The organism is Acetobacterium wieringae, from assembly GCF_026646375.1.
Taxonomy (GTDB): domain Bacteria; phylum Bacillota; class Clostridia; order Eubacteriales; family Eubacteriaceae; genus Acetobacterium; species Acetobacterium wieringae_A.
On record NZ_JAIPPU010000004.1, the window covers coordinates 102,516 to 124,001 of the forward strand.

The 21,486-nt window shown below is 43.8% G+C and carries 18 protein-coding genes; 3 read left to right on the forward strand and 15 right to left on the reverse strand.

All coding sequences use genetic code 11. The features are described 5' to 3' along the window. Window positions 1-226 precede the first annotated feature (226 nt). A complete protein-coding gene (gene wecB / locus Q7P33_RS05265) occupies window positions 227-1,348 on the forward strand; it encodes a non-hydrolyzing UDP-N-acetylglucosamine 2-epimerase (protein WP_303868096.1) in 1,122 nt (373 codons plus the stop codon). 57 nt (window positions 1,349-1,405) lie between these two features. On the opposite strand, the gene Q7P33_RS05270 is transcribed toward wecB, so the two are convergent. The 7 genes from Q7P33_RS05270 to Q7P33_RS05300 all read right to left on the reverse strand — a co-directional run bounded on the left by Q7P33_RS05270 (window position 1,406) and on the right by Q7P33_RS05300 (window position 10,958). After that, on the reverse strand, window positions 1,406-2,269 hold the full coding sequence (locus Q7P33_RS05270) for a GGDEF domain-containing protein (protein ID WP_303868099.1): 864 nt from the start codon (window positions 2,267-2,269) through the stop codon (window positions 1,406-1,408). After that, on the reverse strand, window positions 2,266-4,377 hold the full coding sequence (locus Q7P33_RS05275; protein WP_303868101.1) for a cellulose biosynthesis cyclic di-GMP-binding regulatory protein BcsB: 2,112 nt from the start codon (window positions 4,375-4,377) through the stop codon (window positions 2,266-2,268). Before Q7P33_RS05275 ends, Q7P33_RS05270 begins: the two co-directional genes overlap by 4 nt. Window positions 4,378-4,582: 205 nt before the next feature. After that, entirely contained in the window at window positions 4,583-5,839 is a 1,257-nt protein-coding gene (locus Q7P33_RS05280) for a glycosyltransferase (RefSeq protein ID WP_303868105.1), read from the reverse strand. After that, window positions 5,836-7,443, reverse strand: coding sequence for a DUF2334 domain-containing protein (locus Q7P33_RS05285; protein ID WP_303868108.1), 1,608 nt, complete (start codon window positions 7,441-7,443; stop codon window positions 5,836-5,838). The genes Q7P33_RS05280 and Q7P33_RS05285 overlap by 4 nt, the downstream gene beginning before the upstream one ends. Further along, window positions 7,440-9,035: a hypothetical protein gene (locus Q7P33_RS05290; RefSeq protein WP_303868111.1), complete on the reverse strand. Its 1,596-nt coding sequence runs from the start codon at window positions 9,033-9,035 to the stop codon at window positions 7,440-7,442. The genes Q7P33_RS05285 and Q7P33_RS05290 overlap by 4 nt, the downstream gene beginning before the upstream one ends. 270 nt (window positions 9,036-9,305) lie before the next feature. Continuing rightward, the gene (locus Q7P33_RS05295; RefSeq protein WP_026394397.1) at window positions 9,306-10,226 is read right to left on the reverse strand and encodes a SufD family Fe-S cluster assembly protein; all 921 of its coding nucleotides are present in this window, start codon (window positions 10,224-10,226) and stop codon (window positions 9,306-9,308) included. A gap of 3 nt (window positions 10,227-10,229) precedes the next feature. After that, complete coding sequence (locus tag Q7P33_RS05300) at window positions 10,230-10,958, reverse strand: ABC transporter ATP-binding protein (protein ID WP_303868118.1); 729 nt, start codon at window positions 10,956-10,958, stop codon at window positions 10,230-10,232. Between the two features lie 345 nt (window positions 10,959-11,303). Between Q7P33_RS05300 and Q7P33_RS05305 the strand changes: the two genes are divergently transcribed. Both Q7P33_RS05305 and Q7P33_RS18025 read left to right on the forward strand, forming a co-directional pair. Then, window positions 11,304-12,680, forward strand: a complete 1,377-nt coding sequence (locus tag Q7P33_RS05305; RefSeq protein WP_369693285.1) for an FAD-dependent oxidoreductase — start codon at window positions 11,304-11,306, stop codon at window positions 12,678-12,680. A 35-nt stretch (window positions 12,681-12,715) separates the two neighbouring features. Beyond that, window positions 12,716-12,943: a rhodanese-like domain-containing protein gene (locus Q7P33_RS18025; RefSeq protein WP_369693288.1), complete on the forward strand. Its 228-nt coding sequence runs from the start codon at window positions 12,716-12,718 to the stop codon at window positions 12,941-12,943. A gap of 35 nt (window positions 12,944-12,978) precedes the next feature. Here Q7P33_RS18025 and galE read toward each other — a convergent pair whose 3' ends face one another. The 8 genes from galE to Q7P33_RS05345 all read right to left on the reverse strand — a co-directional run bounded on the left by galE (window position 12,979) and on the right by Q7P33_RS05345 (window position 21,252). Continuing rightward, a complete protein-coding gene (galE, locus tag Q7P33_RS05310; RefSeq protein WP_303868121.1) occupies window positions 12,979-13,968 on the reverse strand; it encodes a UDP-glucose 4-epimerase GalE in 990 nt (329 codons plus the stop codon). A 97-nt stretch (window positions 13,969-14,065) separates the two neighbouring features. Continuing rightward, entirely contained in the window at window positions 14,066-16,711 is a 2,646-nt protein-coding gene (ppdK, locus tag Q7P33_RS05315; protein WP_303868123.1) for a pyruvate, phosphate dikinase, read from the reverse strand. A 5-nt stretch (window positions 16,712-16,716) separates the two neighbouring features. Continuing rightward, window positions 16,717-17,520: a pyruvate, water dikinase regulatory protein gene (locus Q7P33_RS05320; RefSeq protein ID WP_303868125.1), complete on the reverse strand. Its 804-nt coding sequence runs from the start codon at window positions 17,518-17,520 to the stop codon at window positions 16,717-16,719. Window positions 17,521-17,529: 9 nt separating this feature from the next. Further along, complete coding sequence (locus Q7P33_RS05325) at window positions 17,530-18,171, reverse strand: helix-turn-helix transcriptional regulator (protein WP_084633531.1); 642 nt, start codon at window positions 18,169-18,171, stop codon at window positions 17,530-17,532. A 119-nt stretch (window positions 18,172-18,290) separates the two neighbouring features. Next, a complete protein-coding gene (locus Q7P33_RS05330; protein ID WP_303868130.1) occupies window positions 18,291-18,869 on the reverse strand; it encodes a helix-hairpin-helix domain-containing protein in 579 nt (192 codons plus the stop codon). A gap of 1 nt (window position 18,870) precedes the next feature. Further along, complete coding sequence (gene hisJ / locus Q7P33_RS05335; protein WP_303868132.1) at window positions 18,871-19,722, reverse strand: histidinol-phosphatase HisJ; 852 nt, start codon at window positions 19,720-19,722, stop codon at window positions 18,871-18,873. A gap of 98 nt (window positions 19,723-19,820) precedes the next feature. Then, entirely contained in the window at window positions 19,821-20,579 is a 759-nt protein-coding gene (locus tag Q7P33_RS05340; RefSeq protein WP_303868135.1) for an amino acid ABC transporter ATP-binding protein, read from the reverse strand. Window positions 20,580-20,589: 10 nt separating this feature from the next. Then, a complete protein-coding gene (locus Q7P33_RS05345) occupies window positions 20,590-21,252 on the reverse strand; it encodes an amino acid ABC transporter permease (RefSeq protein WP_303868136.1) in 663 nt (220 codons plus the stop codon). Window positions 21,253-21,486: the final 234 nt, after the last annotated feature.

Sequence of the window (21,486 nt, forward strand, 5' to 3'; positions counted from 1 at the left end):
AGAAATCGTGATGCGGTTTTCTTCTTTGTTGCGGGCAGTCGCCAACTACAAGCAAGCTTGTGATTGGCTCATTGCCTTCGGAATTTCTACACTAGAGCGAACAACATTTTCTTGTACTGTTCGCCACCACGTTACGAAATTGTTTGTAGAAACTAGAGCAATTCGTGTTCGATGTTTTTTTATTTCGCAATTATTTAATATAACAAACAGGATGAAAGGGCGTAAAATGAAAAAAATAAAAGTTATGCTTCTTTTTGGAACCCGACCGGAAGCCATCAAAATGGCACCACTGGTGCTTGCCTTAAAAAAAGATCCCCGTTTCCAGACCCTGGTTACCCTGACAGCCCAGCACCGGGAAATGCTCGATCAGGTGCTGTCACTTTTTTCAATCACCGCCGATTATGATCTGAATCTGATGAAACCCGGTCAAACCCTTTGTTATCTCACCGCCAGTATTCTCAATGAAATGAAACCAATTCTTGAGGCTGAATCCCCGGATATGATTCTGGTTCATGGCGACACCACCACGGCCTTTGCTTCAGCCCTGTCAGCTTTTTATGAGCAAATTCCGATTGGCCATGTCGAAGCCGGTCTGCGAACCAAGAACAAGTACTCCCCCTATCCGGAGGAAATGAACCGCACCCTGATTAGCCAGCTGGGCGATCTGCATTTTTCTCCGACCCCGGGTAATCGGGACAATCTGATCCGGGAAGGCATTCCCGATAGTCAGATCGTTATAACCGGAAATACGGTCATTGACGCCTTATTGATGACCGTAACGGACAACTACCCGTTTTCCAATCCGATCCTTAACGCCATTGACTATGACACGCGCCGAGTCGTCTTATTAACTGCCCACCGCCGGGAAAATATTGGCACCCCGATGGTAGAGATTTTTTCTGCCATCCGGGAACTGGTGCTGGCTAATCCTGATGTGGAAGTCGTCTTCCCAATGCATCCCAATCCACAAATTGCTAAAACAGCCCTGCCACAATTAGCTGATCTTGATCGGGTTCATATTCTTACACCACTTGATTATCAGGAAATGTCCAATCTGATGGGCCGGGCTTATCTGGTGCTCACCGATTCCGGCGGCATTCAGGAGGAAGCCCCGGCACTGGGAAAACCGGTTGTGGTACTGCGTAAGGAAACCGAACGCCCAGAAGCCGTCGCCGCCGGAACCGTTGTCATGGGCGGCGTCGAAAAAGCCAATATCATCCGGATCACCCAGCATCTGTTGGACAACCCCCAGACTTACCAGACCATGGCCCATGCCGTCAACCCCTATGGCGACGGCATGGCCGCTCAGCGGATCTGTCAGGCCATTGCAACATATTTTAAAAAATAATAAAAAGACCAGCTATTGTGACGCAATAACTGGTCTTTTGAGTTCCCGGGTTACCCCTTAGCCGACATCGTATTCCATTTCTTTTCGGGCCTTTTCAATAAATTCCAGCGGCGAAACCATCTCACCATTCTTACAATTATCACAATGAAAAACCCCAATTTTTAAATCAATTTCCACCTCATAGGGGGCCGTAATGGTATAAAACTCTTCGGTTTTCATATGATCTCTAATCCGCTTTTCGACAATTTTAGTTCCGACGGTATCGGTGATTAAAAACAGACCAAAGGTGATATCCTCTTTTTCAATGAGGTACAGGGTATCTTCCGCCCGGAGACTGCGGTTCATTACCTCGGTCATCTGACGGATAAACAGCGGCAGTCGTTCTTCACCCAAAATTCGTTTGATTTCTTTATAATGCCTAAATTTAATCATCATCAACGATAATTCGATCTGACCACGCTTTGACATGCCAATAAAAATTTTAGCATCGCTGACCAGAGTCCGAAAATTTCGCAGACCCGTATCCGGATCCACCGTCGATAAACTGACATTTTCATCTTCCAGTTCTGTAACCCGATTCTGTAATGCCTGATTTCTGCTGGTCATCAAGCTGACCACATAGGTATACAGGGGCAACAGCACAACCCAGAAATAGGAGGAGGCGGTCAGCGGCTCGCCGTTTACCAGTACCAGAAAAATCGTATAGGAAATATAGAAAAATATCACCACGCCGTTAGTCACCAGACCCAAGGTGATATTACTAAAATAAGTGATTAAGATCACCAGAAAGGTCACATTCAGCATTACCAGATTCTGGACATAGTGATCAGTATCCTGGGCGGTAAAGGTAATGGTGACGAAGGTCAGTACCAGAAAAAACACAATCCCCAGATCAGATAGCACATGATCCCGATTTTTCATTTTCGCCAACCTCCCTTCTTCAGTTCAATGCCGTTCTTCCGTACCACCATGATCAGTCCCACTGCCAATAAAATTATCACCATAATGCTGACCAGCAGGAAAATCTGGGCTTCCTGATTGACTGAAATTTGCTGTACCACTGCAATTGTGGGATTTTTGGGTGCTTTAAAGCGATAACTCTGGACATTGCCATTGGTATCGGCTAATGCTGCATCCCCGGAGAGACGCCCCAGGTTTTTTATTTCTCCCAGGTTATTTCCAATCGCCACCAGTCCAGTCTGATTCGGAGCCGTCACCATTAGACTGGCCCGTCCGGGCTTATTATACACGGAAGTCAGCAACTGAGCCGACCCCAATGTTTTGCCGTAAGTCGGATCGATGACCAGTTTTTCATTGGACAGGAAGGTGGTGCCATCCTCGTTGAATTGAAAAAACAGTTTGTCGTTATTATTTTTTATAAAACTGTTGTTCTCATACGTTCCCACTGCGATAATATTGGAATAAAGTGCCGCTTCATTCATTTCCTCCGGAAATAAAACCGTAAGCTCCCCGGTATTGCCTCTGGTATAGCGTCCCATCACACGAAACATTTTACCCAGTAGATTGGCCGTTTCACCATCTAGCTGATCCGGCACGACCAAACTGACCGCATTATAACTGTAATCGGTCACAAAAGGGGATGGATAGTTTTCAAATATCAGATCCTGGCTGGTCACTGAGTTGATTTTTAACATTGTGTTTGGGGTGAGGTAAGCCCAAGGCATGTCCCCCTGCCGTAAGCTGCACCACAGATCTTTTATCTCCAGATCAAAGGTTACCTTCACCTGAAAAGAACCACCAATATCAATGTCGATGGGGATCGGGATGGTAGCCTCATCACCGCCTGCTTTACTCTGAGAGAGCTTGCGGCTACCGACGGGTACATCATTGATGTATACCGTCATCAGTGACCGATCAAAGTCCAGGTTTTCTGAATAGCGGTAATTCAGATAAAATTCACTGGCATTGGTCAGGCTTCGGTTCGCCGGGTAATTGATGGTAAATTCCTTGACCTGATGAAATGGGCCAGTGTAATAACTACCTTCCAAACCGGCAAAACAGATATAAGTTTCCGCTTCATAGACTTCAGTTTTAATGTCCTCAGTTTTTCCCAGCAGTTTTTCCGGGGCCTGCAACTGGTTCATCAAGGACTGATTTCCCAACATCCGGCCGGCATTAATCAGTGCCGCCTCATTTTTTGCAGTGATGATCAGGGTATTAATTCCTGCCCCTTCATTAAGCAGCACCAGTACGGCATCCTCATCATTGATACCATTATGATCCGCCAGGTTCCGGTAGTTTTCCGGTAACTGGTCATACCATGCGATGATAATGCGGTTTCGATAAAGATTTGCGGCAGGATCACTGAGTGTCAAAATCGGAAAATACCCATCCGTATAAATCGTCTGGTTGGACATCCCGGAGATTCCCAACAAAGCTGCATTAAGCTCCGCCGGACTGTTTGAATCCGAAATAATAAAGGCCGATTCTCCATAGCGCAGGGCATCCACCTCAAAAAAACGATTATAGAAGGATTCAATACTGGTGGTAAATGCGTTTTTATCAAACCGCACCGAAACGGTTGACTCTTTGAAAAGATCCAGCCAGTTGGCCTCACTGACATCATCCACACAGGGCAGGGTATTCTGGGTTCGCATATAGCCATCAATTCGAATATTATTATACCCCTGTTTAAGCGACTCCAGTGGCACATAGATGTCAATGCCATGACGGTTGCCTGTATTGTCAGCCGGCCGCAGTGAATAAAAGTACGTTCCATTAATGGCCACCGTCAGACTGGATAACTGGGTATCTGCCAATTGAGTGGCCCGGTATTCCAGATGCAAAAGGACTGTTTCCACATCCCAATCTTTTGCAATCCAAAAGGTTTGTTCAGCTGTTGAAAACAGACCCTTCATGGATTGATCTGTAAAACTCGTCACAAAAGTCTGGGGTTCGGTTCGTAGATCGGACTGGGGCACACCACCATAGTTTGCCGCACTGACCGGATCAATCAGTAGCCCCAGCAGCAAAACCAGCAAAATGATTGAAATCGTTGATCGTTTCATTTTCTCCTCCTTTATGTCATGAATTTAGGCATTTACGAAACTAAAAACATTGAACATGAATTGCTTTAGTTTCCACCGACAATTGTGTTGCGTGGTGGCAAACAGTTCAGCGAACGGTCAGCCGTATAGAGTAATAATTGTTTCGTGCGAAACGGGATCCAAAACTCATGGTACTTTCGCAATTTCTTATCCATTGAATGGTATTTCAGCCCTGAAAACGCTCGGTTTTATACCATTTGCTGTCCTGCTTTTTAATCCGGTCTTTTAAATACTGAAAAACTCCATACACCGTTACAATGATCCACATCTGGCAATAGGTAATATACATCAAGGCGATGATAAAGAAATTAGAAACTGTCATCTCCCCCTTCTCCGTGGTCAGGGCAATAAACACCCCCAAAACAAACATCACGAAGGCAGTAAACCAGAGCAGGTTGCTAAATCCCTGGATGGAAGTGGAAACCAGCCCGGCCATATTCATAAAAAAGATAATATCCGACACCACCAGCGCAGTCAGCAGTAAAAAATAAGTGGATAAGAAATAAAAAATATCAAAGCGGATTTTCCTGGCCTCCTTATCAACCAGATAGCCGATATTTTTAATTAGCACATAAACATTGCCCTTGACCCAGCGGGTTCGCTGTCTAAACCAGACCCCCAGGGTTTGGGGCTCCTGTTCCCAGGTCACCGCCTTGGGCTGGAATTTGATTTTATAGCCCATTAAATAGATCCGAAAGCTGATTTCGGTGTCTTCTGCCACTGCCTTTTCGTCCCATCCGCCGATGGCCTCGATAATGGTTCGGCGCAGAATAAAATTGGTCCCCGGAATGGTACACAGCTTCATCAACTGCCACCGCCCGGCTTGAGCCATCCACTGAAATGACAAGGTTTCGATATTGATAAAGCGGGTCAGCAGATTGACCTCCTTATTCCGGGTGCGGAATTTTCCAATGACAGCACCCAGCGAATCATCGGCCTGTAATTCTGCTGCAAGATATCTCAGGGCCTTGTGCTCCGGGGTATTGTCGGCATCATAAATAGCGATAAATTCGCCTTTTGCCTGCTGATACCCGATGTTCAGAGCATTGGATTTGCCCTTACCTCCGGTAATATTATCGGTATTAATGACAACCAGGTTGCGACCTGGATTCTCGTCCTGAATTTCTTTAAGTAGCTCATCACTGTTATCGGATGAGTTGTCATTGATTACAATAATCTCGTAACGATCCTCTGGATAATCGAAGGCCAACAGTGCTGCCACCGTTTTGACAATCACGACCCCTTCATTATGGGCCGGAACCATAATAGATACAAAGGGATACTCTCCGGATAGTTCAGGTGGTTTTTGATTCTCCACCTTGAGATAATAAACATATCCGGCCACAATCAGGACAATATTGACAAACAGGAGACTCCAGATTAAAACGATATTAATCACCATTAGATAATCAAATACATTCATGGGGTGTTATCCTCCTTTATATCTTTTTCTTTTACCGACTGATTATTTTGCTCCTGATCCACCACTTTTCGGAATTTATTGAGATAGACCCGACGGCTGAAAACCACAATGATGATAAAAACGACAATAATCATCCCCACTACGGTCAGCAAAAAGGCGTTGCCAGCGGTAAATATTTTTTCCAGGCTGTATTCCGGCGGCTTCTGGTAAGCATATGCATCACTGATGGGCTCCTCGTCATACACCAGCGAAACTGGCAGACCATTAACCCGAATCCCTGACGGGCTGCTGACGACGTTATTTTGTCCAATGGTCCACTGATTATCCAGCTGTTGATAGTTCGTCAGCGAAAGCCATTTTTGATTGAGAATATCCAGTTGCGCAGTCAGCGCCTCCTCATTTTCAGGCAGTGCCAAGACAATGGTGGTATTGATGGGGTAGTTACCAAAATTACGACTCCGACTGCTGCTACTTTTTACGGTTTCAAGTGTCACTCCCAAGCTGACTGAGCTCAGAGCCCAGCTTGTTTTTGGCCCCGGCGCAGCAGTGCTGACATCCGGCAGAATTATCCCTGATGAAAATAAACCAAGGGGATTAACCGCATCGACCGCATCAAAAAACAAACTTTCATCCGTTACCAATCCCAAGGGATACACCCCATTTTCCACCATCTTCGCGATGACCGCATACATTTTTTCCGATAGCACCGTGCTGCTGTCAGACACTGTAGCCGGACTGGGGCGGTGAATCAGAATGGTTCCATTTCTTGACTGCACATAGCGGAGCACCTGATAAAATCGGGCCATTGCCGGATAATCCATGTTTTCGTCGATGGGCACGACTCCTAGGGTAAAAGGAATGCCATTGGCATAAAAGGCATCTGCGGTTTCAATCACCATGTTCAGATCCGAAAAAGGATAGATATCCGGGATTAACAGGGTCATATGGGCTGAGTTAATGCGTCCAAACCAGTCTTTCAGTAGTTCTCCCAACCCCAGGGTAAACTCCGGATTGCCGATAAAGGTGGGCACATAGGTGAGTTGCCCGATGGTTTTTGCAAACGGATAGTTTGCTGCTCCAACTCCGATGGTGACTTCGTCAGAATCCGGTGCGGTCTCAACTACACGCAACTCATCGACCCAGATACTGTTCATAGCCAGGCCATTGAGGTTCACCGAAACGGTTTGGCCCAGCTGACGATTGACGGGAAAACCCACCAGTTCAGGAACCAATTCCGGTGCTGCAAAACCAATATAAACCATTGCTTTGGAATAGTTCTGACAGTCCGCGATAAGTGCTGAGTTATTGATGGTGTTTTGGGTATTTTTTAAAACAATCACTTTTTGATAAGCCAACAACTGCCCGCCACGATAGTCATCCATTGACACGATTTCGGCCGTTTGCGATAAGGCACTTAACAGGGTTTCCACCGCACTGAGATTATTGTGGTAAACCGTGTCCACCGCCAACTGATCATAAACCACCAGCACATCCTGAGGATTGTTGACGCTGGTGTCCTGGTTAACAATCGCGGTCGTCGTGATCATCGGCATTTGTACGATCACTAAGATCAGGGAAATAAAAATCATGATGCACCGTTTCATAATCGATACCCCCGCTGTTCCCGTTGTTTTTGCTTATTCGTGTTACGGTTTAAAAACGCCTGTTTTCGGGCTGCCCAATCAACCTTACGTAGTTGCTTTTCAATCCAATGAATGAATTTACCCAAAATAATAAATGAAATCAGATCAAAGGTTAGAGAAAATATGAATAAATGTCCCAATGTATCTACATCTCCCGAGGTGATAATTGCCACGTATAATTCCCAGAGTCCGATAAAGAGCCAGGTCATCAGGCCCACAAAGCGGAGCGTATTCCGCTCATTTTTTTCAATGATACCTTTGCGAAAGAAACGGACATAAACACCAATGATCACTCCCATCCAAATGATAATGAAACCGAAATTTCCTGGTAGATAATTGGCTTTAACAAAACTCCAGAGGGTAAAAAAACTGGTTTGGGTGCCAGGGGGATACCCCTGAGTTATTTCGTAATTTCCCAGCCAGGATGGCCGAATATTAAAACTGCTGTCCACCGAACGATTAAGCATTTCATATAATTGACCAGGATTGGCCAGATAATAAATGGCTACACCGGTTGGGTTTACCTTACTGAAAAAAGCATTTTTCATTTCCAGACTGTCCATGGTTTCCGGAGCGATCGCCTGATAATATGAGGTACCAGTAAGTACCGCATATTGGGGATTGATTGAAAATTCTTTCAGGGCCTGCTCTGGGTTTTCAGCCGTCATCAGTACCCCCCGAGTCATACTGTGGTAGGCACTTAGATTCGTCAGTCCATTGGGCATTATAAAAAATGCTGCCAGTGAACACAGCATTAAAAGGCTGCCACCAACAACACAGATCCGAATGTAATATTTTTTGGCACTGACGTATTTTAAACTGATCCCCAGAATTCCCAAAAGTAATCCCAATAGAGCATATTGCTGATTCAAGAGACAAAGCAACAATCCACTCAAAAAAAAGCACCCGATTAAGAGATAATCATTCAGTTTTTTCTGACCCATCAGAATCAGCGACGTTCCCAGAATCATCACCAGAAAAAAACTGAGGGCTTGGGGATAAAATGAATTAATCCAGGCGGTGTAGGCAGTATCGCCAAAGATGATTACTCCCAACCCAACAATGACATAGGACCACCGGGCCCGTTTGCCATAGGTAACCGTTTCGAACAAAAAATACATCGCAATCAAATAAAAAATCGAGATCACGGCACCATAAAAACGCATATCAAACAGCCCATCCCAGGTATAGGCCCGATCCAGATTTCTGGCAGCATTGAGAAAAGGTGTCTGTGAAGTAATCTGGCCATTGTCAGAGTCGTTGTAATATTCCATGATGCCCCAATTTTTTTGAAAATAGGCCATTGCTTCTTTCGGGGTCAGTTCTTCCAGATTATAAAGATCACACCCCGTTATAATCCCCGCGGTGCTGCCGTCATCACCCATTCCAATAACCGGCGGCAAAAATAAAACCACGAAAAGCAAACCACATAAAACAAGTACTCCCAGGGTCGATGGCTTAGTAAAATACTTAAGCCAAGATCGAATTTTTGGAGTGTTTTGCTGTAGATGCACTTCTGAGTGAAGGGTGTTGACGTCTGGCTCTTTCTTCATGCTACATTTCCTCTTAATAATTAAACATGCCATTCTTGGCAGGTAGTAAAATCCATGTATCCAGTAAAACCTGGTTTAGCCCTAATTTACCGCCAGGTAAATGTGTAATTCTCTTTTGATCACCTTTTCTTCTCAGCTGATCACAATCAACAAAATTCAATAATTACATGACTTCTTACCCGATTGATGCAGTGATATTCAGCATGCTTCAGCCCAGCTAAAAAAGAACCTCCGACGCCATCAATCAGAGGTTCACTCTATCAGTTTAAGTTAATTTAAAAAACCATCAATAATTTTCGCTTCGGCTTCCCCTTCGGTTAAGCCCAAAGTCATCAGCTTAATCATCTGATCACCAGCAATTTTGCCAATCGCCGCCTCATGAATCAGAGTGGCATCCAGACTGTTGGCAGTAATTTCCGGAATCGCACTGACAACACCATGATCCATGATGATTGCATCGCATTCGGAATGACCCATGCAGCGGGTGTTGCCATTAATTTTTGAAATAAAGGTCTGTCGGGAATAATCCCGGGCGACGGATCGGGAAATCAGATTAACGCTGGAATCTTCGCCATCCATGTCCACTTCAAACTTGGATTCGGCAAATTGTTCGCCATGGGTCATCAGTTTTTCTTTAATCACCAGCTTGGCGCCATCTTTAAGCTTAGCGGTGGTAAAACGTCGGGTGGAATCAACGCCTTTGATCTGGGTTGTTTCCATTTCCATGTAACTGCCTTCTTCCTGAATCACCTCAGTGACCGGATCAATGACCCGTTTTCCCGTACCGGTTCCTTCACCAATGTGTTTTTCAACATAGCGGACTTTCGAATTTTTTCCCAAAAAGAACCGATGAATCCCGTTATGCTCTGAGCCATCACAACTATCCCCAGTACTGACGCCACAGCCGGCAATAATGGTGATATCAGCGTTTTCGCCAATAAAGAAATCATTATAAACCAGGTCATGAACGCCACTACAGGATACCAACGCCGGGATAAAGACGTTTTCAGATTTGGTGTCAGGCTTGACAATAATATCGATGCCGGATTTATCTTCTTTACTGACAATCTCTATATTTTCGCTGGACTGTCGGGCTACACTTTTGCTGTTTTCACGGATATTATAAGCCCCTTTGGGCATTTCATCCAAGCCGCTGACTTCTTTTAATAATTTTTTTGCAATGTCGTTCATTCCTTATGCCTCCAATATATCATGACAGTTTAAACAGTTTTTGGGATCTTCACAATGCAAGAGCTCCGGTAGCACACTTTCTTTAACACCACGCTTGACAATGGCACCATCAACCATGGCGATGATTTCATCGGCGACATCTAAAATCCGCTCCTGATGAGAGATGATAACAATTGAGTTTTCCTGACTCTGATGCATTTTCAGAAAAATATCAATCAGGTGATTAAAGCTCCATAAATCGATACCGGCTTCTGGCTCATCAAAAATTGACAGCTTAGTATTTCGGGCAATGACGGTAGCAATTTCAATTCGTTTGATTTCCCCACCGGATAAGCCATCATTGAGCTCCCGATGGATATAATCCTTGGCGCAAAGACCAACCTCTGACAGATAATGACTGGCATCCATCACCGATAGCTCCTCACCCTTGGCAATGTTGATCAAATCATGAACGGTGATTCCTTTAAAGCGCACCGGCTGTTGAAAGCCAAAGCTGATCCCTCTTTGGGCCCGTTCCGTGATCGACAAATTGGTTATATCTTCGCCGTAAAAAGTAATTTTACCTTTGGTGGGTTTTAATACGCCGGAAATAATTCGGGCCAGCGTTGATTTCCCCCCGCCATTTGGTCCAGTGATGGCAATAAACTTACCTTTTTCGATGGTTAAATTAACATCTTTTAAAATTTCTTTTTCATTTTCGACTTCAAATGAAATGTTCTCGAGTTTTAACATTATTTCTCCTCATCTTCTTTTTCAAAGTTTTAGTACGTTTTCATTATACCAAAATAGACCCGGAATGTAATCCCGATCACTTCAGATAATTACATTTTCTCAACTGTATTATTTTAACACTTTTCCCATTTCTTGAAACTGATTTCATGGGGTAAATTTTTACTGTCATCGGCACAACTATAATTTACCCATCCACATGGCTTTGTTACTGTTATTTACCACTGAATGCCTCAAATGGTCATTGCTTTTGCATCATTGTTTGATTATAATGAAGCTAATACGATTTTAAACAGGAAATTTTTTACTATTTTGGCGAAGCACTGATTTAAAATAAAGGAGATAATCATGAAAATAATAGTCATTGGAGCAGTTGCCGGTGGCACCTCGGCGGCAGCTAAAGCCCGACGAAATGATGACTCGGCCGAAATTATTATCTATGAAAAAGACCATGACATATCATATTCCGGTTGTGGCTTGCCCTACTTTATCGGAGGGAAAGTCCATTCGATTAAAGAATTGACCCCGCGAACACCCGAATTTTTTAAATCCAAATATAATATTGATGTACAGATTCGCCATGACGTTTTAAAAATAAACATTGCCAACAAGTCGTTGGTGGTCAAAAATCTCGAAACTGGGGTTATTTTTGAAGATTCCTACGATAAGCTGATTATCAGCACTGGTGCCCAGGTATTTGTTCCCCCGATTAAAGGCATCGATCTGGACAATGTTTTTTTCCTGCGCAATGTTCAAAATGCCCTGCAAATCAAAGCCTTTATGAACAGCCATAAGCCCCAGACAGCGGTGGTGGTGGGTACCGGCTTTATCGGTTTTGAGGTGATGGAAAATCTGATGGCCTGCGGCATTCAGGTGACCATGGTGGAACGGGCCGGTAAACTGACTCCTAACCTTGATGCGGATATGTCGCTGTATCTGGAAAAACTGCTCATGCAAAAAGATATTCCCATCCTGAAAAACGCCAATGTGATTGAAGCAACCCCTCGGGGCGTGATTCTGGAAGATGGCAGCCTTGTTCCTGGCGAGATGATTATTATCGCCACCGGGGTCAAACCCAATGTTACCCTGGCCCGGGAAGCTGGCTTACTACTGGGTACTACTGGAGCCCTACGGGTTGATGAACGGATGATGACCATTGATACCGATATTTATGCCTGTGGCGACTGCATTGAAACCTGGTCATCGGTCACCAAAAAGCCTCACTACCGTCCCCTTGGTTCAACTGCCAATAAAACCGGGCGAATCTGCGGCGATAATATCACTGGCGGCAATGTGACCTATCCGGGTAACTTAAGCACCGGTATTTTCAAGGTCTTTGATGTCAGTGTCGGCAGCACCGGTTTGTCCGAAACAGAAGCCCGTAAGGAAGGTTATGATATCGAGGTTATCCATAACATCAAGCCCGACAAGCCCGGTTATTATGGCGGTCGGGAAATGCTGATCAAGGCTATCGCTGATCGATCCACCCAAAAACTTTTAGGTGTTCAGATCATTGGCTACGATGGCGTTGACAAACGCCTGGATGTTTTTGTCACCCTGATTACCTATAATGCTTCCGTGGCTGAATTCTTTGATCTGGATCTTGGCTATGCTCCACCATTTTCCACTACCAAGGATCCAATCCATTATACCGGGATGATTCTGGATAATGCACTAAACAATGGGCGAAAACTGATCACCCCCGCAGACCTAAAAAAAAACTGAATAATGGGGAAACATATCAAATCGTTGATACGCGAATACCTGAACACTATACTGCTGGTCATCTGCCACACGCACAGAACATTCCCCATCAGGATCTGCGCAGCAAACTGACACTGCTTAATCAAAACCATCCAGTAATTACTTATTGTAATAAGGGTGTCACCGGTAATGCAACCCAGAACATCTTAATAAACCACAACTTTAAAAATGTTTATAATCTCTCGGGAGGCTTCCAGTTCTATGATGCCACCAAAGACGAGTAGCAAATTTTTAAGCGTTCTGTTTTTTTAACGACGCTTCATTCACCATAGCCCTGGGGATGGTTTTGATGCCATTTCCAGGCTGTTTTTATAATCGTGTCCAAATCAGAATGCACTGGTTTCCAGCCCAACTCCTGCTGAGCCTTTTGCGATGACGCAATCAGCTCAGCAGGATCGCCGGCTCGTCTGTCCGCAATCTCCACGACAAAGTCTTTACCGGTGATGGCCCTGGTTCTGGCAATCACTTCTTTGACGGAAAACCCTTTACCATCACCTAAATTATAAACATCACTTCCGCCACCAACCAGCAGTTTTTCCATCCCTAAAATATGAGCGGCAGCGATATCCATAACGTGAATATAATCGCGAATACAGCTACCATCGGGGGTTGGATAGTCTTCACCGAAAATGCTGATTTTATCCCGCTGGCCCAAAGCTGTTTTTAAGATCAGCGGCAATAAATGGGTTTCGGGGTTGTGGTCTTCACCAATCTCCCCGCTGGGATGAGCGCCAGCCGCATTAAAATAACGGAAAGTCATCGATTTTAAACCATACGCCTGATCCAGCCATGGCAGCATTTTTTCGACTGCCAGTTTTGTCTCACCATAGGTATTGGTGGGTTTTTTGCTGCTGTTCTCAGTAATCGGGCTCTGCTCCGGTTCACCATAAACCGCTGACGTTGATGAAAAAACGAACCGCTTGACCGCATGTTCCACCATGGTTTCCAGTAAACAGAGGGTACCATAAACATTATTATGATAATATTTGAGCGGCTCTACCATCGACTCGCCCACCAGTGAGTTGGCGCAAAAATGCATCACACAGTCAATTGGATGAGCCTGAAAGACCTGCTTGATAAAGACCCGATCCCGGATATCGCCTTCTTCAATCACTGCCTCTTTCGGTACCGCTCTCGGATGCCCGGTTGAGAAGTTATCCAGTACCACTACCTGATACCCTCGCTCCACCAGCACCCTGACCACATGTGATCCAATATACCCGGCCCCGCCACATACTAAAACTTTCATATTATTCCTCTATTTCTTTTCTATTCTTTAATCTGTATTTTCTTTAATTATAGAACTTTTTCAAAAAAAAAGAAACCCCGAAGGGTTTCTTAATCGTTTATTTATCCGTAAAGGCACTTTTATCATTACTTAATGCTGCCTGAGCTGCAGCCAGACGGGCGATTGGTACCCGGAATGGTGAGCAGGAAACATAGCTCAGTCCAACACCGTGGAAGAAGAAAATCGATTTGGGATCACCACCGTGTTCGCCACAAACGCCGATTTTCAGGTCTGGCTTGGTTTTACGGCCCAGGGTCACACCCATTTCGACCAGCTTGCCAACGCCTTCGACATCGATACTTTGGAAGGGATCATTGGGCAGAATCCCTTTGTCTTTGTAATCGGTAATAAACTTACCGGCATCATCCCGAGAGAAACCATAGGTCATTTGAGTCAGGTCATTGGTTCCAAAAGAGAAGAATTCCGCAGTTTCGGCAATCTGATCAGCGATCAAAGTGGCCCGGGGGATTTCCATCATCGTTCCCACCAGATATTCGATATCTGAATTTTTCTCGGTTTTAATGAGTTCCGCTGTGCTTCTGACAATTTTTTCCAGATAGGTTAATTCTTCGTTAATTCCAATTAAAGGAATCATGATTTCGGGAATCACGTTAAAGCCATCTTTTTCTTTGACTTCAATGGCCGCTTCCATTATCGCCCGAGTTTGCATTTCAGCAATTTCGGGATAGGTAATCGCCAGACGACATCCACGGTGACCCAGCATCGGGTTGAATTCTTCCAAGCCCTGAATAATGGTAATCATATCGTCCACGGCAAAGCCCATATCGGCCGCCAAGGCTTCAATGTCTTTGGTTTCTTTAGGAAGGAATTCGTGCAGCGGTGGATCAAGCAGACGTACCGTCACCGGTCGACCTTCCATAGCTTTATAGATGCCAATAAAATCTTCTTTTTGCATTGGCAGAATTTCTGCAAGGGCTTTTTCCCGCTGTTCTTTTGATTCGGAGAGAATCATCCGTCGAACGCTGGGTAGTCGATGTTCATCAAAGAACATGTGCTCCGTACGACAGAGGCCGATTCCCTCTGCGCCAAAACGAACCGCAACGGAGGCGTCTTTGGGAGTATCAGCATTGGTTCGGACTTTCATCGTACGGAATTCATCCGACCAGGCCATGATCTGGCCAAAATGTCCGGATAATTCCGGGGTAACAGTTTTGATGCCACCCTTATAAACACTACCGGTGCTTCCGTCTAGTGAGATATAATCGCCTTCTTTAAACACCTGATTTCCAACCGTGAATTGTTTGGTAGCTTCATCCACCTTGATGGATTCGCATCCAGCTACACAGCATTTTCCCATCCCACGAGCAACAACTGCCGCATGAGAGGTCATGCCGCCACGAGCGGTTAAAATCCCATTGGCAGCATACATACCTTCAATATCCTCCGGTGATGTCTCTTTTCGAACCAACAAGGTTTCTTCACCATTGGCAACAGCAGTACAAACCGCTTCGGCCGTAAAATATATTTTACCGGTAGCAGCTCCTGGTGAAGCTGGTAGACCAGTTGCTAGTAGTTCGGCTGCTGACAGTGCAGCTGTTTCAAAGGTTGGGTGCAACAACTGATCCAGAGCAATCGGATCCAGTCGCAAAACAGCTTCCTCTTTGGTGATCAAACCTTCTTCGACCATTTCCACTGCGGCACGGATAGCCGCTGCAGCAGTTCGCTTTCCCGTTCGGGTTTGCAACATGAAGAGCTTGCTTTTTTCAATGGTAAACTCAATATCCTGCATATCTTTATAATGCTTTTCCAGTAATTCAGCCGTTTCATGGAATTGTTTGAAAACTTCCGGCATAATATCCTGTAATTCATTAATGTCTTTAGGAGTTCGAATTCCTGCCACCACGTCTTCACCCTGAGCATTAATCAGGAATTCACCAAACAGTTTTTTCTGGCCAGTCGCCGGATTTCGGGTAAAGGCAACACCCGTTCCGCAATCGTTACCCATGTTTCCATAAACCATCGACTGAACATTGACAGCAGTACCAATATCGTGGGGGATGTCATTCATGTTTCGGTAGCTGATGGCTCGATTGTTATTCCATGATCTGAATACTGCTTCAATCGCCATCAATAACTGCTCTTTCGGATCAAGCGGGAAATCTTCACCGGTTTCGTCTCTAACAATTTTTTTATACGCCACAACGATTTCTTTGAGATCATCGGCGGTTAGTTCGGTATCATCTTTATAACCATTTTTTTCTTTGGCCGTTTCCAATACATGGTCAAATTTTTCTTTACCGATTTCCTGAACCACATCACCAAACATTTGAATAAAACGACGGTAGCTATCAAAAGCAAACCGTTCATTATCCGTTGCTTTGGCAATACCAGCCACGGTTTCATCATTAAGGCCGAGATTCAAGATGGTATCCATCATCCCAGGCATTGAAAACTTGGCTCCTGAACGAACGGAAACCAGCAGTGGATTATCCGTATTACCAAATTCTTTTTCACATTCTTTTTCCAGAATACTCATGTAGTCATTGATCTGACCGACAATTTCGTCAGAAAGCTTTTTATCCTGGTTATAATATTCAGTGCAGGCCTCGGTGGTTACGGTAAAGCCCCCGGGAACTGGTAAACCGATGTTTGTCATTTCCGCAAGGTTGGCACCCTTCCCTCCCAGCAGTTCCTTCATGTTTGCATTACCTTCTTTAAACAAATAAACCCATTTTTTTGACATTTCCTCTACCTCCTGATTATATTTGCAAGTATGATCGCTGCAATTTCTTCAATTGCTTTTGATGTGACGTCAATGACTGTACACTCCAATTTATCGAAAAGCTGTTGTGCTTTTTCTAACTCCAACATCACTCTTTCGTAACTTCCATAATTTGATGTTCCGGTGAGCCCCATGGCTCTGATTCTTTCTGATCGGATACTGACCAAATGGTTCGGATCCAGAATCAGTCCAAATATTTTATGTTTTGGTATTTCAAACAATTCCTTTGGCGGTTCAACTTCTGGCATGAGTGGAATATTGGCCACCTTGTAATTATTGTTGGCCAAATAAATACTGATCGGAGTTTTCGAAGTTCTTGAAACGCCAATCAGAATAATATCCGCCTGATCCAGACCAGAGGTGTTTTTGCCATCATCATATTTCACTGCAAATTCGATGGCTTCGATTTTTTTCATGTAGTGAGCATCCAGCTCCAGGCTGGATTTCAGATTCCTGACCGGTTCTTCACCGGTGATGCTTCTCAAGGTCTCCATCAGCGAGCCCATCACATCGTAGATGGGTACCCCCTTTGTTCGGGATTCGGTTTCCATGTGATGCTTTAATTCGATTGAAGCAAATCGGTACACCACCAACCCATTTTCCTGTTTGGCCAAATCCAATAGGTAATCAATACTCAGTTTATCATCAACAAAGGGATGAAACCGCACTTCCCGGATGGAGTTTTCAAATACGCTTGTACCTGCTTTTACCAGCAGTTCACCAATTTCGGTCGGCGTATCGGAAACAACGAAAATTACAATGCTCTTCACGTTATAACCTCATTCTTCAACACTTTTCCCCATGTTCACCACATAGCGGGTAATATTTGTTCGTGACACCTTACCAATCAGTACTAACCGCTGAACACCTTTTTCATCAATTTCTTTTGTGACAATGGGCAGCGATTCCACCTCATAAAACATTGTTTTATAAGCGGCATCATAGACAGATTCCGTTGGTTCCAGATAAATAATATTGGGCATTCGAGTCATGATCATTGGAATCGGCAGCGACTCTACCTCTTTTCTTCCAATCATAGCTTTAATAAAATCTTTACGGGAGACAATCCCAGAAAGGTATTTTCCGTCAACCACATATAAGGTTCCGGCATTTTTTGTAAACATTGTAATAATGCCATCATAGATCGATGAGGTTTCCTCAACCACTGTTGGCTCAGTTTGAATGTCCATGACGTTAATGGTTTTTATATAGCTCCCTAAAATATGCAGCAATGATCGCCCCGTATAATAATAGCCAACCTTTCGTTTTGCTTCTAGAATACCCATCATGGTAAGTATTTTAAGATCCGGCCGAATCGTCGCCCGGTTGATATTAAGCAACTCCGAAATCTCATTGCTTTTAACGGGTTGCTTTTCCTTGACAATTTCGATTATTTCTTTCTGTCGATTTGATAACTCCATTTCCAACCCCTTTAACCGTTTTATTAAGTATAACACATATCTTCATATTGTAAACATATAAAATAATTATTTGACCTTTAATAAGAATTTTTTATTATTATGTTTGCATGTAACCATTTTCATATCACAATTGATTCAGATAAGCCATCATAAACTTTATCACCTATTCGGTTAACATTCTTTAATTCTTCCAATTGTTTGAATCCGCCATGCTTTTCCCGGTAATCTATGATCCCCTGAGCAATCACATCCCCAACGCCGGGCAAGCTCTTTAATTCTTCCAGACTGGCAGTATTGATATTTATTTTATCATTTTCACTGGATACCGTTGTTGCTGATACCTCACCAATAACAGGAATATGAATTTTCTCTTCATCCTGGATTTTTCTGGCCAGATTCAGCGAATCCACATCAGCTGTCTCTGTTAAACCACCAACCAATTCAATGGCTTCAATTAGCCGGGCTCCCTGATTTAACGACACTACCCCGGGCTGATTAACTGCACCGGTAATATGAACCATCATTTGCGCCTGATCTGACTGGCTGTTTTCGTCTGCGCCATTTTCGAGTACTGTGGCATCGGAAATGCTGATTGCTGCGTCACGACTTTCTTTAAAATGATACCAACCCCAAAAAACGCCCAAAAAAACAAGCACGATGAGAATGTACAGGATTTTATTGCGTTCAAGCTTATCCATACTACACTCCCAGAGGCTGTGCTTCCCATCGGCCTTTTTTCAGTACCCAATATTCACGATAGCCACATTCTGCTAAATATTTTTCTGCCTGGTTATATTCATAGACAATTCCCTCAACTGAATGGCTGTCGCCACCAACTGTGATCGGAATATTTCGTTTTCTCATCTCCGGTATCATCCAATCAGAAGGGTAGCGTCCCACACCAGGTGTCCGCATATTTGCGCCGGTGTTAATTTCCATTCGGCACGATGCTTCTGCGATGCCATTCAGACAAACGCATACTGTTTGCTGATACCAGTCCTCTTTTTCATCAAAAAAATAATTATTCTGATTATATTTCTTGATTAAATCAATGTGTCCCAGAATCTCCGGTTGAAATGTTTTTACCATGATTTCAATACTCTGGTAGTAATCCTTAATAAACTTTCGGGTGTCACCCTGATAGTACTTTTTTAGGCCATTCTCAAAATCCTGTGGGGATTCATCAATATAGGAGACCGCACCACCGGTGGTTTTTCCCATGGCATGAATCGACATAATCGTATAGTCCAGCTGAGGCATTACCTGCTTGGCCAGATCACTGATATCCTGACGATCGATAAAGAAGTCAATTTCCATGCCGCAGTAAAGTTCAATTCGTGATGCATACCTTGTTTTCAGATCTTTAATATCATTAAGATACGCTTCGACATTTTCTTCCTTCATTGTCCAGTCATTTGCAAAAGGCAGTGGAAAATGGCTGGACAGACCCATGCTTGTAAGTCCCGCCGCTATTCCAGCGTTAACCATTTCTTCAAGGGTATTTTTACCATCGCAATAATCTGAATGAACATGATAATTTGCCAGTAACATTTTGATCCCTCCAAAAGTTTGCATGTGATGATTGTATCATGACATGTAATGTAAAGCAAATAAAAAAAAATTGTCGAAACGACAATTTTTTGATTTGTTTATAATATTTTATTAAGAAAGCTTTTTGTTCGCTCTTCTTTAGGATTAAGTAGTACTTCTTCTGGGGTGCCTTCTTCGCAGATGACCCCACCATCCATGAAAATTACCCGGTCAGCTACTTCACGGGCAAACCCAATTTCATGGGTAACAATCAGCATTGTCATCCCTTTTTCGGCCAATTGCCGCATGGTTGCCAAAACTTCACCAACCAGTTCAGGATCCAGCGCTGACGTTGGTTCATCAAACATCATAATTTTGGGATCCATCGCCAAAGCTCTCGCAATAGCAACCCGCTGCTGCTGCCCACCAGATAAACGGGATGGGTACTCATCTTTCTTCTGAGAAAGACCTACCATGCTCAATAAATCCAGGGCTCGGGTCTCAGCCACTTTTTTATCTTCTTTTTTGACGATCAGAGGCGCAATGGTTACATTGTCCAACACCGTCAAATGCGGAAACAGGTTGAAATTTTGAAAAACCATCCCTAAATCGGTACACAAAGATTGTACAGTTACCGGGTCAATCTTTATCTGATCTTTATTATTCGCCCGTTTATCTGACAGGACATCTTCTATATATATTTCGCCATCAGATATCCGTTCCAGGTGATTAAGGCAACGTAACATGGTGCTTTTCCCTGAGCCGCTGGCACCGATTATGCAGACAACCTCGCCTTGTTGAACCTCAAGATTAACGCCCTTGAGCACTTCCAAATCGCCAAAAGATTTTCGCACGTTCACTAATTTTACCATACTCATGTTCAATTCCCTATCTTTCGTAAATTCCCAGTTTCTTTTCCATCTTATCAAACACAACCTGAATAATTGTTGTTAAGAATAGATAGATGGCGGCGGCATAAATGTAGTAAATCCATGACCCAGTCGCACTTGCCATTGTTTTGGTGGTTCTCAATAAATCAAATAATGCGATGGTTGATACCAGTGACGTATCTTTTAACAGCATAATCAGCTCATTACCGAGTGGAGCAACCAATCGTTTGTAGGTTTGAGGAATAATAATCTTTGTCATCGCCTGACGATAACTCATCCCCAGGGCTTTAGCTGCCTCCATTTGCCCACCATCAATGGATTCAATGGCTGCCCGAATGATTTCAGCCAGATAAGCTGTGGCGTTTAATGAGAATGCTACAAACGCAGCTATCATCGGATTAATTTCAAATGTAATACCGGTTGCATCCAGATAAATAATCGGGATGGCATAAAAAATCATGAATAATTGGAGCAATAATGGAGTACCTCTAAAAAACCAGATATAGAACCAAGATAGCGCATTGGCCACCTTATTTTTTGAGAGTCTCCCCAGAGCAACAACTACGCCAAAAACCGCACCAAAAACAATTGCTACAATCGCGATTTGAAGCGTTACAATGGTTCCATTAAAAATTGCCCATAATTGGATTTCAGTTAACACGTTGATCTTCCCTTCGTCATAAAAAATTTGAACAGTGATCCATGTCAGACTGCAGACAAAGCCTTTTTCACCGTGGATGACGCTTCAAATTATGCATCACAGAAAAAGACATTAACTCCCTAATTACTTTGTCTACAACCCTCACGAAAATTTGCTCAGGTGTATATTGACACATACAGACTGGCCAAGTTTAAGACCTTTACCAGCACGCTGCTGTCTGTAAACATATGAACA